This is a genomic window from Sedimentitalea arenosa (assembly GCF_016428585.1).
Lineage (GTDB): Bacteria > Pseudomonadota > Alphaproteobacteria > Rhodobacterales > Rhodobacteraceae > Sedimentitalea > Sedimentitalea arenosa.
Window position 1 is genome coordinate 333,369 of sequence record NZ_JAELVR010000003.1, and the last position, 15,317, is coordinate 348,685.

Genomic DNA, 15,317 nt, shown 5'->3' on the forward strand with positions numbered 1-15,317 from the left:
TTCGTTTGGCTATTCAGTCCCAACAATTGACCAGAACGGTCATACCGCTTGCCAGCCGGGTCATCGCGTTGGGCGTCAAGGGCGCGGAGTCGTCCACGGCCTCGACGTTGATCCCGGCTTGTTGCAGCAGAGCGCGGATCGCCTCGGCGTCGGCGATCAGGCTGACATCCTCGGGCAGCTTTCGATCGGCGTCGTCCATCGGCAGCAACATGCCCAGAACGCCGCCGCCCGCATCCAGAACAGGACCTCCGGCATCTCCGGGCAGCGCGTTCAACGCCAGCCGGGTCAGGTCGGGCTCGCCCGCGAGGCCCTTGACGTCGGCCACCGTGCCGAAGGTCAGCGTCGGACCGCCCAGCAGGCCGGCATAGCTGTACCCGGACACAGCCACGTTCGATTGCAGACGCCCCTTGGCGGGACGCAGGCGTGCCACTGACATTGGGGCCAGACGCTCCTGCGGGCGCAGCAGTGCAACGCCCAGGTCGGCATCCCGGGCCAGCACTTCGGTACGGGTGTCCTCGCCCAGCGTGATCCGTGTGCAATTTTGCACCGCGTCGGCGGTCGTGGCCACCGTACCACCAGCATCGATGTAAAAGCCAGAGCGGGACAGGCGCGGCTGGCGCACGGCCAGCCCGGCCACCAGATCGACGGCCTGCGCACCTTCTCCGGTCGCCGGGTCAAGCACCCCGTCAAGCCGTTCGAAACTGGCCTGCATCGCATCGAGGACGCGCGCCCGGCGTGCTTCGTCACCGATCGGCCAGATCAGAGTGAACCCCTTGATCTCGCCGTTCTCCAGCCGCGCTTCGGTGTGCGAAACGATGCCCTTGCCGCGCCCCTCGATCACGAAACCGTCGCCCGACAGCTCGCGCGGCCCGTCCAGGGGCACGATCTCGAGCGTCTGCATGATATCGTATAGCCCAGCCAGCGTTGTCCGCGTGCCCGGTTGGCTGATCAGCAGTACGCGCGCGGCAAGCTCATCGCCGCTTGCGTCGTAATGGGCGAAGGGCGGCTCATACCGGCTGAAGGCGACCGCGTCCGTCGGCATGTCCACGGCGATACCGGCCTCGCCGTCGCGCACCCGGCGCATTCCCACGCTGATCAGGGGCGCGTTGTATTGCTCCATCAACATTGCGCGCTGCGCCGTGGTCAGAACGCCCGTCGGCTCGAACCCGTTGTTCAGCTGCCAATCCGCCATCGACCGCCGCGTGCCAGCCCCGAAGGCTCCGTCGATCGCGGCGTTGTAGAAGCCGGCGGCGCGCAGCGCGACCTGCAATTCACGCCGTTCCTCTGCCGTCAGCAGTCGCTCGCCACGACGCGCCTCGGCCGGTGTTTCGTCTGCCGCCACGAGGGGCTGCGTCGGGCTTCCGGCACTGTCAGGTTCGACCGGTGGCGCCAAGATCGCGCCTCGGTTCAGCAGGTTCGCGCCCTCGGGCCAGAATTGCGCCCCGAGGTTTCGGGAATAGGCAATGAAGGAATCTCGTGGGATCAGTCGGTCGGCGCGGTAGGAGCGTAGCACTCTCTCGGCATCCTCGCGCAGGTAAGGGCCCAGCAGGATGCCATACCAAGACCCTCCCAGCGAGAAGCCGTTGACATCCGCGAGCCGGGCGTTGAACACCTCGGCTCTCTGCCGCGCGGTGGCCAGGTCCGGATGTGCTTCGATCTGCACCCAGACCACCTCCGGATCCGCGCTTTGCGCGCCCAGCGGTGCGCCGCCCGCGAAAACCACCAGAACCAATGCAACCAACAGCCGTCTGATCATGAAATCCTTGTCCTGCCTGCCAAATATTCGCCGCAGGTAAACAGTAAAGCAGGACCGAGGCCAAGCCTTTTCGCGGTGCCTCACAGCGTTGTTTGCGCCGTTGACCCCGTCAGGCCACAGGCATAGGTAAAGGCCGCACTCGCATGACCTTTCCGGGCGATGAGGATCACCGTCCGCCCACGAATCCGCAGCAGGAGCCGCCGCATGATCGACCTGTCCCAACCGCCCCGGTCCTTCCAGGAGATCATCCTGCGCTTGCAGACCTATTGGGCCGCCAAGGGCTGCGCCATTCTGCAACCCTATGACATGGAGGTCGGCGCCGGCACGTTTCACCCGGCAACCACCCTGCGCAGTCTTGGCAGCACGCCTTGGGCCGCCGCCTACGTTCAGCCCAGTCGCCGCCCCACCGACGGGCGCTATGGCGAGAATCCGAACCGGTTGCAGCATTACTACCAGTTCCAGGTGCTGATCAAACCCAGCCCACCCGACCTGCAGGACCTTTATCTTGGCTCCCTGCAAGCCATCGGCATCGACATGGAACTGCACGACATCCGTTTTGTCGAAGACGACTGGGAAAGCCCGACACTGGGGGCCTGGGGGCTCGGCTGGGAAGTCTGGTGCGACGGCATGGAAGTCAGCCAATTCACCTATTTCCAGCAGGTCGGCGGGCATGACTGCAACCCGGTCTCCGGCGAACTGACCTATGGGCTGGAACGGCTGGCCATGTATGTGCTGGGTGTGGAGCATGTGATGGACATGCCGTTCAACGACCCCGACGCACCGATCCCGCTGACCTATGGCGACGTGTTCAAGCAGACCGAAGAGGAATACGCACGCTGGAATTTCGACGTCGCTGACACTGCCGTGCTGCTGCGCCATTTCGAGGAGGCCGAGGCCGAATGCGCCGCGATCCTGTCCCACCCGGCGGACGACCCCAAGACCGGCAAGCGCATCGTCATGGCGCACCCTGCCTATGACCAGTGCATCAAGGCCAGCCACATCTTCAACCTGCTGGATGCGCGCGGGGTGATTTCCGTCACCGAACGGCAAGCCTATATCGGTCGCGTGCGCGCCTTGGCCAAGCAATGCGCGGACGCTTTCGTGCAGACCGCGGCCGGGGGACACGCAGCGTGACGGGCAAGTTTGTCGCCCTCGTTCTGCTGGTCTCGGCGCTCGTCGCCGGTGGCGCGCTCTACTACCTGCAGGTCTATGGTTTCTATGCGGAGGTTGAACCCCAGCCGGGGCGCGACGTGCTGCTGATGCCGCTTCAGGGCGACACGCCCGAACCCATCGCCTATGCCGATTTCGTCGCCATCGATGCGGACAGTTCGCCGATCCGTTACCGAGCCTGCTTCACCACCACCGACCCGCTCGACGCGTTGCGCACCCATTACGTCACGCTCGACCTGCTGAGCCCGCGCAACGCGCCCGGCTGGTTTGACTGTTTCGATGCCGCGGCGCTGGGCACCGCGCTCAAGGACGGCTCCGCCACGGCGTTCCTGTCGGCCAAGAACGTGCGCTATGGCGTCGACCGCATCGTCGCGATCACCGAGGACGGGCGCGGCTATGTCTGGCACGAGTTGAACGACTGCGGCGCCAAGGCCTATGACGGCACCGTCGTCGGCGAGGAATGCCCGCCGCTTCCCGACACCACGCGCTGAACCGGGGCGGATGCCATGACATCCATACTCGTCGTTCCGGATTTCCTCACCGCCACCTTGGGCTTCGCGGTGTTTCTGGCGGGTGCGGAAACCAATGCGCGGATCGAGATCCTGCGCCGCTTCAACATCCCCGAACCGGTGACCGGAGGGCTGGCCATGGCGTTGCTGGTGCTGGGCCTCTACCTTGCGACCGGGATCGAACTCGCTTTCGAATTGAACACGCGCGACTTCCTTCTGGTGCTGTTCTTTGCCGGCATCGGGCTCAATGCCCGTCTGTCCGACCTGCTGGCGGGTGGCAAGCCGCTTCTGATCCTGTCGGCGCTGACGGTGCTGACCATTCTGGCGCAGAACGTCATCGGCGCGGCCGGGGCAAGCCTGTTCGGTTACCCGTTGAAGGCCGGCGTGCTGTTCGGTTCCGCCGCGCTGATCGGCGGGCACGGCACCGCCATCGCCTGGGCGCCGGACGTGGCCGAGGCAACGGGGCTGACTGGTGCGGCGGAATTGGGCGTTGCGGTGGCGACCCTGGGTCTGGTGCTCGCCGCGCTGATCGGCGGCCCGATCGCCAAGCATCTGGTGGAAAAATATGCCCTGACACCGGATCGCCCGGACGAGGTCGCGACCGTTGGCCTGCCCCGAGACCCGGACAAGGATGACACCACAATCGACCACATGACCATCATGCGGGTGCTGTTCTACCTCAACCTGGCCATCATCCTCGGATATTTTCTGCACGCTGCGCTGGACGGGATGGGGCTGAAACTGCCGCTCTTTGTGCCCTGTCTCGTGATGGGAATCGTCATCGCCAATCTGCGCGCCGTTCTGGTTCCGAATGCGCGGCCCGTGACCCGCACCCCGTCACTGGCGCTGGTGTCGGAATTCGCGCTTGGAGCGTTTCTGGCCATGTCGCTGATGAGTCTGCAACTCTGGACCATTGCCGATCTCGGCTTCGCCATCGTCGTCATCCTCGCGGCCCAGACTCTGTTCACGCTGGTCTTCGTTCTCTACGTGCTCTTTCCGCTGATGGGCAGGGGCTATCGCGCCGCCGTGCTGTCCGCCGGGTTCGGTGGCTTTGCGCTGGGTGCAACCCCCACGGCCATCGCGAACATGACCGCCGTGACGAAACGCTACGGCCCGTCGCCTATTGCCTTTATCGTGCTGCCGCTTGTATCCGCCTTTATCGTCGATATTGCCAACGCCATCGTCATCCAGACGATCGTGACTTTCTGAGGACCCGTCATGCCCGACCTTCTGATCGAACTGTTTTCCGAGGAAATCCCAGCCCGGATGCAGGCGCGCGCCTCCGAAGATCTGAAAAAACGCATGACCGACGGTTTGGTCGAGGCGGGGCTGACCTATGCCTCCGCCGCTGCTTTCGCGACACCGCGCCGCCTGGCCCTGACCGTCGAGGGCCTTCTGACGCGCTCCCCCGATCTGCGCGAGGAGCGCAAGGGCCCCCGCGTCGATGCGCTGGACAAGGCGGTCGAGGGGTTCCTGCGCGGTGCCGGTCTCACCCGCGATCAGCTGGAACAGCGCGACACGCCCAAGGGCGCGGTCTATTTTGCCGTGATCGACCAGCCGGGCCGCCCGGCCGCCGACATCGTGGCCGAGGTGCTTGAAAGCACGATCCGCAATTTTCCTTGGCCCAAATCGATGCGCTGGGGGGCGGAGTCCTTGCGCTGGGTACGCCCGCTGCAGGGCATCCTCTGCCTGCTGTCGGATGCCGATGGCAGCACCATCGTGCCGCTCGACATCGATGGCATCGCGACCTCGAACACCACGCGCGGGCACCGCTTCATGGCCCCCGATGCCTTCCCGGTCACCTCGTTCGAGGACTACGAGGCCAAGCTCAAGCGCGCCAAGGTGGTGCTGAACCCGACCGAGCGCGCTGAACACATCTGGGCCGACGCCACCAACCTCGCCTTCGCCGCCGGGCTCGAGGTCGTCGAGGACGCGGGCTTGCTTGCCGAGGTCGCGGGGCTGGTGGAATGGCCGGTCGTTCTGATGGGCGAGATCGATGCCGCGTTCCTCGACCTGCCACCCGAGGTCCTGCAAACCTCGATGCGCGAACACCAGAAGTTCTTCTCGGTCAAGAACCCCAAGTCGGGCCGTATCGAGCGCTTCGTCACCGTCGCCAACCGCGACACGGCGGACAATGGCGCCACCATCCTCGCGGGCAACCGCAAGGTACTTTCGGCTCGGCTGGCTGACGCAAAATTCTTCTGGGAAAACGATCTGCGCGTGGCCCGCGACGACATCACCAAGTGGGTCGATGCGCTCGACGACGTGACCTTCCACAACAAGCTCGGCAGCCAGGGCGACCGCATCCGCCGCATTGCCGCGCTGGCGCGCGACCTTGCCCCGGCCACCAGCGCCGATCCCGACCAGGCGAAGCGCGCGGCACAGCTCGCCAAGGCCGACCTCTCCAGCGAAATGGTCTATGAATTCCCCGAAATGCAGGGGCTCATGGGGCGCTACTACACAACCGCCGCCGGCGAAGCGCCCGAAATCGCCGCCGCTGCGCAGGATCACTACTCCCCGCTTGGTCCCTCCGATGACGTGCCAACCGCGGCGGTCTCGGTCGCCGTCGCGCTTGCCGACAAGCTCGACACGCTCACCGGTTTCTGGGCCATCGACGAGAAACCCACCGGGTCCAAGGACCCCTTCGCGCTGCGCCGCGCCGCGCTGGGGGTGATCCGGCTGATCCTCACGAACGATCTGAGCCTGCCGCTGGACATGCCTATCGACGCGCAACTCCTGCGCCACAAGATCCACCTCAATCGCGAGGCCAGCGCCGAGGACCTTGCCGCGCTTGATGATCTCATGGACGAAATCGCCGATCGCGGCGTTTTCGGCGCGGCCCTCCATGCGGTGCTCGATCGTCTCAAGGACAAGGGAGAGGAAGACAACGCCAAGCTTCTGCGCAGCATCGGCGATCTGGTGCCCGATCTTTCGACCGACCTGCTGGTGTTCCTGCACGACCGCCTCAAGGTCCACCTGCGCGATCAGGGCATCCGGCACGACATCATCGACGCCTGCATCGCCATGCCCGGCAGCGATGACCTGAACTTGCTGGCGAAACGCGCCCGCGCGCTGGACGACGTGCTCAAGACCGACGAGGGCGAAAACCTGCTGCACGGCTTCCGCCGGGCCAACAACATTCTCACCCAGGCCGAGGAGAAAGACGGCGTCGAATACTCTTTCGGGGCGGATGCGAAATTCGCCGAAACCGACAGCGAACGCGCGCTTTTCGCCGCGCTGGAAACCGCCGAGTCGCGGATCGCCCCGGCGCTCGCCACGCAGGACTTTCCCGCCGCGATGGCGGCCATGGCGGCGCTGCGCGGCCCGATCGATGCCTTCTTCGAGGATGTCCAGGTGAACACCGACAACGCCGTGTTGCGGCGCAACCGCCTGAACCTGCTCAGCGCGATCCGCAGCACCTGCCGGTCCGTCGCCGATCTCGGCACGATCCAGGACTGACCCCCGGCCTGCAACACGTCCGGATCTGCTTCTTTCCGGCCACAGGTATCCCGGTCCGTGGCCGGCCCCGGGTGCGCGGCCCGGCTTTCTCTTGCGCCGCGCCGCGCCGGGTCTATGGTGCACCGCGTCAATGACGTGCCGGCGCGCGCCGCGCCGAAACCAGGGGCAGCCCTTGCAGAACAATCCGCACACCACGCTGATCACGCCCACCGCGCCGGTGACCGCCGCCACCCATGGCGGGCGCGCCAAGTGCCTGCAGCGCCTTGTGCGGCTCGATCTGCCGGTGCCGCGCACGGTGGCGCTGTCCTTCGACGCGGTGCACCGGATCGCCCAGGGCGACCTGCCGGATATCAGCGCCATCCTCGGCGAATTCTCTCCCGAAACGCTGCTTTGCGTGCGCCCGTCCTCCGAGGACCCCGATTGGGGCGGCCCTGGTGCGGTTCTGAACATCGGCATGAACGATGCCCGCCACGCCGATCTCTGCGCCAGCCTGGGCCGCGAGGCCGCCGCCGCGCTCTACCTGCGCTTCGTGCAATCCTACGCGATCCATGTCGCGCGGCTCGACCCCGACATGTTCGACGACATCGCCGAGGACGGCGCAAGCGGTCTCAAGGCGACGCTGCACGCCTATGAGACCGAGACCGAGGAACCCTTCCCACAGGACCCCGCCGACCAGCTTGCCGGCGTTCTGCGCTCGATGGCGCGCGCCTGGGAGGGCACGTCGGCGCGGCTGTTGCGCCAGGCCAAGGGCGCGCCGGCCGATGCCGGGCTGGGTCTCGTCGTTCAGGAGATGATTCCCGGTGTGGGGCAGGGCGAATGCGGCTCGGGTGTACTGCAGCTGATCGATCCGGTTACCGGCCTGCCGCAGATCACCGGCCGATACCTGAGCCAGAGCCAGGGTCGCGAGGCGCTCGGCGCGGGGACAGCGGCGCTGTTCCTCGAGAAAGACGCGCGCGGCCCCTCGCTGCAGGACGTGGCGCCGGACGCGTTCACCGCGCTCAAACGACACGCCTCGCTCATGCGCGAGAAACTCCGCGAGGAGATGCAGCTCGAATTCGTCATCGAGAACGGCCAGGTGCACATCCTTGACGGCGTGCGCGTGGCGCGGAGTGGGCGTGCGGCGGTGCGCATCGCGGTGCAACTGGCGCAGGATGGCATCATCACCCCGCAGGAGGCGGTGATGCGCATCGAGCCACATGCGCTGAACGAATTGCTGCACCGACAGGTCGCGCCCCGGGCGCGCCGCGACCTACTGGGCCGCGGGATCGCCGCCAGCCCCGGTGCGGCCACCGGGCGCATCGTGTTCACCTCGGCCGATGCCCAGGCGGCGGCCGCGCGCCGCGAAGCCTGCATTCTCGTGCGCCGCGAAACCTCGCCCGAAGATATCCGTGGCATGCACGCCGCCGCCGGTGTCCTGACCGAACGCGGCGGCATTACCAGCCACGCGGCCGTGATCGGGCGTGGCCTGGGTTTGCCCTGCATCGTCGGGGCGTCGTCGATGAAATTCCTGACCGGCAAGAACCAGGTCATCGCGGCCGATGGCCGGGTGCTGAAGGCCGGCGACATCATCACGCTGGACGGTACTACGGGGCAGGTCCTTGCCGGAGAGCCCGAAATGCTCGAAGCGGCGCTCGACGACTCGTTCCAGACCCTGATGGGCTGGGCCGAGGATTTCAGCGACATCGGGGTGCGTGCGAACGCAGACAGCCCCGCCGACGCACAGACCGCGCGCAATTTCAACGCGCAGGGCATCGGCCTTTGCCGCACCGAGCACATGTTCTTCGAACCCGGACGCCTCACCGTCATGCGCGAGATGATCTTCGCCGAAACGTCCGCCGACCGCGCGGCGGTGCTGGAACGTCTGCTGCCCATGCAGCGTGAGGATTTCACCCAACTCTTCCGCATCATGCAGGGTCAGCCGGTCTGCATCCGCCTGTTCGACCCGCCGCTGCACGAATTCCTGCCCGCGACGCGGGGCGGACAGCGTGAACTGGCCGAGGCACTCGGCCTGCCGGTGAGCGACGTGATCCGTCGGATCGAGGCGATGGAGGAGTACAACCCCATGCTCGGGCTGCGCGGCGTCCGTCTTGGAGTCACCGTGCCGGAAATCTATGACATGCAGGCCCGGGCGATTTTCGAGGCGACGCTGAAGGCCAGCGAGGAAGGCGACCCGGTGGTGCCCGAGATCATGATCCCGCTGGTTTCGGCCAAGCGCGAGGTCGAACTGGTGAAACGCCGGGTCGATGCAGTCGCCGCTGCCGTGCGCTCCGAACAGGGCCGTGGGTTCGATTTCCGGCTCGGGGTGATGGTCGAAACCCCACGCGCCTGTCTGCGCGCCGGCGAGTTCTCCCACCTCACCTCCTTTCTCAGCTTCGGCACCAACGACCTGACCCAGATGGCCTACGGCCTGTCGCGCGACGATGCGGGCCGCTTCATGTCGGACTACGTCAACCAGGGTGTTTTCCCGGAGGATCCGTTCCATGTTCTGGACACCGAGGGCGTCGGCGAACTGCTGAAGCTCGGGGCCGAGCGGGGACGGCAGACCAACTCGGGAATCACCCTGTCGATCTGCGGCGAACATGGCGGCAATCCCGAATCGATTGCCTTCTGTAGGTCGGCCGGATTCGACTATGTCTCGTGTTCCCCGTTTCGGGTGCCCGTCGCCCGCCTTGCGGCCGCACATCTGGCGATCGGACACCAGATATCAGGTCAAGAGGATGAAACTGACTAGATATAGCGGCAGGTCTGACACAAAAAATTGGCGGAAAAACGCCGCTTTGACCGCGGTTCGCCCTTGATTTTTCCCTGAAACTGGACGTTTCCGGATTTCTTGGCTATGCGCACCCCTGCGCTTGTCGCGGGAGGGTCCGGCGCGGACCATTCTTTGGGGGATGTCATGAAGAGAATTCTGGCCGCATCGGCGGTTTTTTTGAGTACGTCATTATCACTCGTCGGCTCTGCCACAGCCGACACCTCGCGGAGCGATCCGCTGGAGGAGGCGAGCGTTACGGCGCCCGAAAACACCTTCGCTCCGTTTCTGAAGAACCTGTTCCGACCGCCTGAAACCAAGGACAGGGCAAAGGCCGAGGCCGACCCGGTTCGACCCGCTTTCACCAAGGCGTGGCTCGATTCCCGGCCGTCACCGGTTGGCGGCGACCAGTGGCGCTGCCTGTCCGAGGCGCTCTACTTCGAGGCGCGCGGGGAAACCGTCAAGGGACAGTTCGCGGTGGCCGAGGTGATCCTGAACCGTGTCAAGAGCGGCCGCTTCCCCAATTCGCTTTGCGGGGTCATCAAGCAGGGCACCGGGCGCAAGTATCAATGCCAGTTCACCTACACCTGCGATGGCCGCAGGGAAGTGATCGCCGAACCCAAGGCGTTCGAGCGTGTCTCCAAGGTCGCCCGCGCCGCGATGGACGGCCTCACGGATGATCTGACCGGCGGCGCGACGCATTATCACACCGTTTCCGTGCGCCCGTCCTGGGCCAATGTCTACAAGCAGACGGCGCGGATCGGCGTGCATGTCTTCTATCGCCATACCTATCGGACGGCGAGCAACGATTGAGGGGCTCAGCCCCCAACGAACAAACCGAACGGTCGCGTTCGACCGAGGGGTGACGGAACAGGGTGCGCGTTCTATCTTTCGTGCAGAGGAGAACCGTCATGACCCTGACACGACGCGACATGCTGGCCTCCGCCGCGGCATTCTCGTGTCTGCCGCGCGCGTCGATGGCCGAACCGGGGCCGGTTCTGAACGCGCGGGAGGGCGTTCAGCAACTGGCCCCTTCTGATTTTGCGCCCACCCCTGTCTGGGGGTATGACGGCGCGGTCCCGGGCCCGCTGATCCGCCTGGCGCAAGGGACACGTCTGCGCCGGCGACTTGTCAACGATTTGCCCCAGCCCACCGCCGTGCATTGGCACGGCATCCGCATCGACAACGCGATGGACGGCGTGCCGGGCCTGACCCAACCTGCGGTCGCGCCGGGAGCCTCCTTCGACTATGATTTCACGGTGCCGGACGCCGGGACCTACTGGTATCACTCCCACAACCGCAGCGTCGAACAGGTTGCCCGTGGCCTCTATGGGGCGCTGGTGGTCGAGGAGGCCGAAGCGCCCGATGTCGACCACGACCTGCCGCTGGCGATTGACGACTGGCGGCTCGATCCCGCGACACTGCAGATTACGGACGATTTCGACAGTTTTCACGACCTCAGCCATGCCGGCCGGATCGGCAATCTGACCACCGTGAACGGGCGGTTCGACCCGGAGCAGACGGTTCGCGCGGGCGACCGGCTGCGGCTGCGGCTGATCAACGTCGCGAACGCGCGGGTGTTCGAGGTCGGCCTCTCCGGGCTTGAAGGTTGGATCGTTGCGCTCGACGGCATGCCGCTGGACACGCCGCTGCCGATCACCGGCGCCTTTTCGCTCGCTCCGGCGCAGCGCGCCGATCTGATCGTGGACGTGACCGCGACATCGGGCGAGACCGCCGATCTGCTCAGCCTCGAACGCGACGGCGGCTACGGTCTCATGCGCTTTGCCATCGGGGCAGGGGGCGCATCGCGCCGTCCTGCGCCGGATGCGCTGCCGCCCAACCCGCTGCCCGCGCTCTCCGATCCGGCCAGCGCGCCGCTGCACACGCTCACGATGCAGGGCGGCGCGATGCGTGGTCTGCCGCCTTCGATGCTTGGCGCGACCTTGCTTCAGCCGCGCGAACTGGCCGAACGCGGCAAGTTCTGGGCGCTGAACGGGATCGTCGATCGTCCGGCAGACCCGTTCATCGACATTGCGCGGGGCGAAACGGCGCGAATCGCGATGGTCAACGACACCGCCTTTCCCCACGCGATGCACCTGCACGGGCACCATTTCCGTGCCATCGCCGACACTGGGGCACTCGGGCCCTGGCGGGACACCCTGCTGGTGCCGCAGGGGCAAACCCGCCAGATCGCTTTGCATGCCGATAATCCGGGCAAATGGCTGCTGCATTGCCACATGCTGGGCCACGCGGCAGCCGGGATGATGACCTGGTTCAACGTGTCCTGACCCTGAACCTGTCTAGGGGCGTGACACTGGATTGCCGCTGCTGGACCTGTTAACAGGGCCGCCAACGTTCCCGGTTCCCCAGCACAAAGGCCCGGCCCCATGAGCTCAGAAGTCCGCCTCGCGTTCGCGCACCCGTCCGAACGCGCCGAGGCCACCTCACGGGACGTGCCGTTGGACCGGATCTCGCTGCGCGACCACGTTGTCGAGGTCGAGATCGGAGCCTTTCAGGCCGAACGCGGCACCACCCAGCGTATCTGTTTCAATGTCGTGGTCGAGGTGCAGCCGCTCACCGGGCCGATCGACGATGATGTCGACCGCATCCTCTCCTATGACCGCGTGACCGAGGCCATCGGCCATGAACTGTCCGAGGAGCGGCTGAACCTGCTGGAAACACTCGCCGAGCGCGTTGCAGAACGAATCCTGCTCGAGCCGCAGGCGATGCGCGTTTTCGTGCGCATCGAAAAGCTCGACCGCGGCCCCGGCGCGCTGGGGGTCGAGATCGTGCGCGGCCGCGACCAGGTCGAGCCACACGATCACGACGACGACCGCCCCCATCCGCGTCTCGTCTATCTGTCGAACGCCGCCATCGCGTCCGAGAACCTCTCCGGCTGGATCGACCAGATCATCGCCGGAGACCGTCCGTTGGTGCTGTGCGTTGGGGCCCATGATCAGCCCCGTCCGATGACCGGCCACAGGATGACCCAGCGCCGCATCGACCTGCTCGCCATCGAGCAGAATGCCTGGGCGCTGGCGGCGCGGGATTTGCGCTGCAAGGTGGTCGCCACGCGGACCGAGCTCGACTGGGCGATGAAGAACGGCCAGATCTGCGTCTGGGCGCCGTCCAAGATCGTGCTCGACGCGGTCGATGGTCCTTCCGCCGCGCCTTCGGACGCGGTCGCGCTGGCGGCCTGGTTCGCCGCCACCTTCGCGGCCGAGGAAATGCTGGTGATCGGCGCCGATCTGCCCCCGGACCCCGGCGTGCCGCTGCGCGGCGTCCCTGTGGAGCAGGCGACTCTGTGAGCGCCGTCTTTCGACCGCTTGTGCAGCACGGCACGGCGCGCGCGCCGGGCGCGGTACCGCTGGCAGGCGGTCCGTTCTGGTTCACGCATGCCGAACGGCTGAGCCGCGATGCGCCGCCGCGCATCGTTTCAGCCGCTCAAGTGCCCGAAGACCAACTTGCGCGACTGACTGCACCGCGCGCGCCCGTTGCCGGCTGCGACATGGGCCCGCCGCAGATCATGGGCATCCTCAACGTCACGCCCGACAGTTTCTCCGATGGCGGCCTGCATGACGATGCGACGCGCGCCCACGCGGCGGCCCTCGCGATGATCGAGGCGGGAGCCACGATGATCGACATCGGCGGCGAATCCACCCGACCCGGCGCGCTCGAGGTTCCGATCGACGAGGAGATCGCCCGCATCGCGCCGGTGATCGCCGCTCTGCGTCACGAAACCGACGCGCCGATCTCGATCGACACCCGCAAGGCTGCGGTCGCGCGCGCCGCGCTGGACGCGGGGGCGACATTGGTCAACGACGTGTCGGGTTTCACTTTCGATGCCGACCTGGCCCCGCTCTGTGCCGCGCGCGGCGCGCCGGTCTGCGTGATGCACGCCCAGGGCGACCCCGCGACCATGCAGGACAATCCGACCTATGACGACGTGTTGCTGGACGTCTACGATGCGCTGGCGTTGCAGGTCGACAGGCTTGAAGCGGCGGGAGTGACGCGCGCCGCGATCGTGGTCGACCCCGGCATCGGCTTCGGCAAGACCCAAGAGCACAACCTGCGGCTGCTGCGGAACATCAGCCTTTTTCACGGCCTCGGCTGCGCCATCCTGTTGGGCGTGTCGCGCAAGCGCTTCATTGGTGCGATCGGTCAGGCGCCCGACCCGGCGGCGCGCGCACCCGGCTCAATCGCGGTGGGGCTTGCGGGACTGGATCAGGGTGTGCAAATCCTGCGGGTGCATGATGTGGCCGAAACTGCGCAAGCGGTGCGGCTCTGGACGGCGGTGAGACGGGGATAGGCAATGCGTGAACTTTTCGGAACCGATGGCGTGCGGGGCCGGGCCAATGTCGCGCCCATGACCGCCGACATGGCGCTGCGCATCGGCGCGGCGGTCGGGCGTTATTTCCGCCGCGAGGCCGGGGGGGTGCACCGCGTCGTGATCGGCAAGGATACCCGCCTGTCGGGCTACATGTTCGAAAACGCGCTGACCGCGGGCCTGACCAGCACAGGCATGAACGTGCTGTTGCTCGGCCCGGTGCCGACACCGGCCGTGGGCCTGATGACCCGTTCGATGCGCGCCGACCTTGGCGTGATGATCTCGGCCAGCCATAATCCGGCCGAGGACAACGGCATCAAGTTCTTCGGTCCCGACGGTTTCAAGTTGTCCGACCAGATGGAAGCCGAGATCGAGGCGCTGATCCATGCCGGGGTCGATCCCGCCGACGCCGCAAACATCGGCCGCGCCAAGCGGATCGACGACGCCCGGTTCCGGTATGGAGAACGGGTGAAATCCTCTCTGCCGCGCGATCTGCGGCTCGACGGGCTGAAGGTGGTGATCGACTGCGCCAACGGCGCGGCCTACCGCGCCGCCCCCGAGATCCTGTGGGAACTCGGCGCCGACGTGATCCCGGTGGGGGTCGCGCCCGACGGGTTCAACATCAACCGCGAGTGCGGCTCCACCCAGCCGCGCATCGCCGCCGAAACCGTGATTGCCCATGGTGCCGACGTTGGGATTTGCCTCGATGGCGACGCCGACCGGGTGATTCTCATCGACGAGACCGGCGCCGTCGCCGATGGTGATCAACTGATGGCACTGCTCGCGGGCCGTTGGGCGGCTGAGGACCGGCTCGCCGGCGGTGCGCTGGTCGCGACCGTCATGTCCAATCTCGGACTGGAGCGATACCTCTCCGAGCGAGGTCTCAGACTAGAACGCACCGGAGTCGGCGACCGCTACGTGGTCGAACGGATGCGCGAGGGCGGCTTTAATCTCGGGGGTGAGCAATCCGGCCACATCGTCATGACGGATTACGCCACCACTGGCGATGGGCTGATGGCCGGCCTTCATTTTCTGTCCGAGATGGTTCGCGGGGGCCAGCCAGCCAGCGCCCTGGCGCGCCAGTTCGACCCGGTGCCGCAGCTTCTGAAGAATGTGCGGTTCGCAGCCGACCAGGCGCCGCTCGACATGCTGCCTGTTCAGAGCGCTATCGCAGACGCGGAATCCGCGCTGGCCGGGCAGGGGCGCCTCCTGATCCGCAAGTCCGGCACCGAACCCCTGATCCGCGTTATGGCCGAATGCGAGGACGTAACCCTGCTAGAACGCACCGTGGACAGCGTTGTCGATGCGGTGGCGCAGGCTGTCGACTCGGGCTCGCCAGCAGGCTGA

At 66.4% G+C, this 15,317-nt stretch carries 11 protein-coding genes; 10 read left to right on the forward strand and 1 reads right to left on the reverse strand.

Translation table 11 applies throughout. The features are described 5' to 3' along the window. Nucleotides 1-13 precede the first annotated feature (13 nt). The gene (locus JF290_RS06265; protein ID WP_199023911.1) at nucleotides 14-1,756 is read right to left on the reverse strand and encodes a serine protease; all 1,743 of its coding nucleotides are present in this window, start codon (nucleotides 1,754-1,756) and stop codon (nucleotides 14-16) included. 204 nt (nucleotides 1,757-1,960) lie between these two features. On the opposite strand from JF290_RS06265, the gene JF290_RS06270 reads away from it, so the two are divergent. The 10 genes from JF290_RS06270 to glmM all read left to right on the forward strand — a co-directional run bounded on the left by JF290_RS06270 (nucleotide 1,961) and on the right by glmM (nucleotide 15,317). Continuing rightward, the gene (locus JF290_RS06270) at nucleotides 1,961-2,890 is read left to right on the forward strand and encodes a glycine--tRNA ligase subunit alpha (RefSeq protein ID WP_199023913.1); all 930 of its coding nucleotides are present in this window, start codon (nucleotides 1,961-1,963) and stop codon (nucleotides 2,888-2,890) included. Then, nucleotides 2,887-3,417 carry a DUF6446 family protein gene (locus JF290_RS06275; protein ID WP_199023914.1) on the forward strand — a complete coding sequence of 177 codons (531 nt, stop codon included), beginning with the start codon at nucleotides 2,887-2,889 and terminating at the stop codon, nucleotides 3,415-3,417. Before JF290_RS06270 ends, JF290_RS06275 begins: the two co-directional genes overlap by 4 nt. 15 nt (nucleotides 3,418-3,432) lie before the next feature. Next, nucleotides 3,433-4,644, forward strand: coding sequence for a sodium/glutamate symporter (gltS, locus tag JF290_RS06280; protein WP_199023915.1), 1,212 nt, complete (start codon nucleotides 3,433-3,435; stop codon nucleotides 4,642-4,644). 9 nt (nucleotides 4,645-4,653) lie between these two features. Then, the gene (gene glyS / locus JF290_RS06285) at nucleotides 4,654-6,894 is read left to right on the forward strand and encodes a glycine--tRNA ligase subunit beta (RefSeq protein ID WP_199023917.1); all 2,241 of its coding nucleotides are present in this window, start codon (nucleotides 4,654-4,656) and stop codon (nucleotides 6,892-6,894) included. Nucleotides 6,895-7,024: 130 nt separating this feature from the next. Next, the gene (locus JF290_RS06290) at nucleotides 7,025-9,625 is read left to right on the forward strand and encodes a putative PEP-binding protein (RefSeq protein WP_199023918.1); all 2,601 of its coding nucleotides are present in this window, start codon (nucleotides 7,025-7,027) and stop codon (nucleotides 9,623-9,625) included. Nucleotides 9,626-9,790: 165 nt separating this feature from the next. Next, on the forward strand, nucleotides 9,791-10,456 hold the full coding sequence (locus tag JF290_RS06295) for a cell wall hydrolase (protein WP_199023920.1): 666 nt from the start codon (nucleotides 9,791-9,793) through the stop codon (nucleotides 10,454-10,456). Nucleotides 10,457-10,554: 98 nt separating this feature from the next. Beyond that, complete coding sequence (locus JF290_RS06300) at nucleotides 10,555-11,931, forward strand: multicopper oxidase family protein (RefSeq protein ID WP_199023921.1); 1,377 nt, start codon at nucleotides 10,555-10,557, stop codon at nucleotides 11,929-11,931. Between the two features lie 99 nt (nucleotides 11,932-12,030). Continuing rightward, a complete protein-coding gene (locus JF290_RS06305; RefSeq protein WP_199023923.1) occupies nucleotides 12,031-12,951 on the forward strand; it encodes a dihydroneopterin aldolase in 921 nt (306 codons plus the stop codon). Continuing rightward, complete coding sequence (folP, locus tag JF290_RS06310; protein WP_199023924.1) at nucleotides 12,948-13,952, forward strand: dihydropteroate synthase; 1,005 nt, start codon at nucleotides 12,948-12,950, stop codon at nucleotides 13,950-13,952. The genes JF290_RS06305 and folP overlap by 4 nt, the downstream gene beginning before the upstream one ends. Before the next feature lie 3 nt (nucleotides 13,953-13,955). Continuing rightward, complete coding sequence (gene glmM / locus JF290_RS06315; RefSeq protein WP_199023926.1) at nucleotides 13,956-15,317, forward strand: phosphoglucosamine mutase; 1,362 nt, start codon at nucleotides 13,956-13,958, stop codon at nucleotides 15,315-15,317.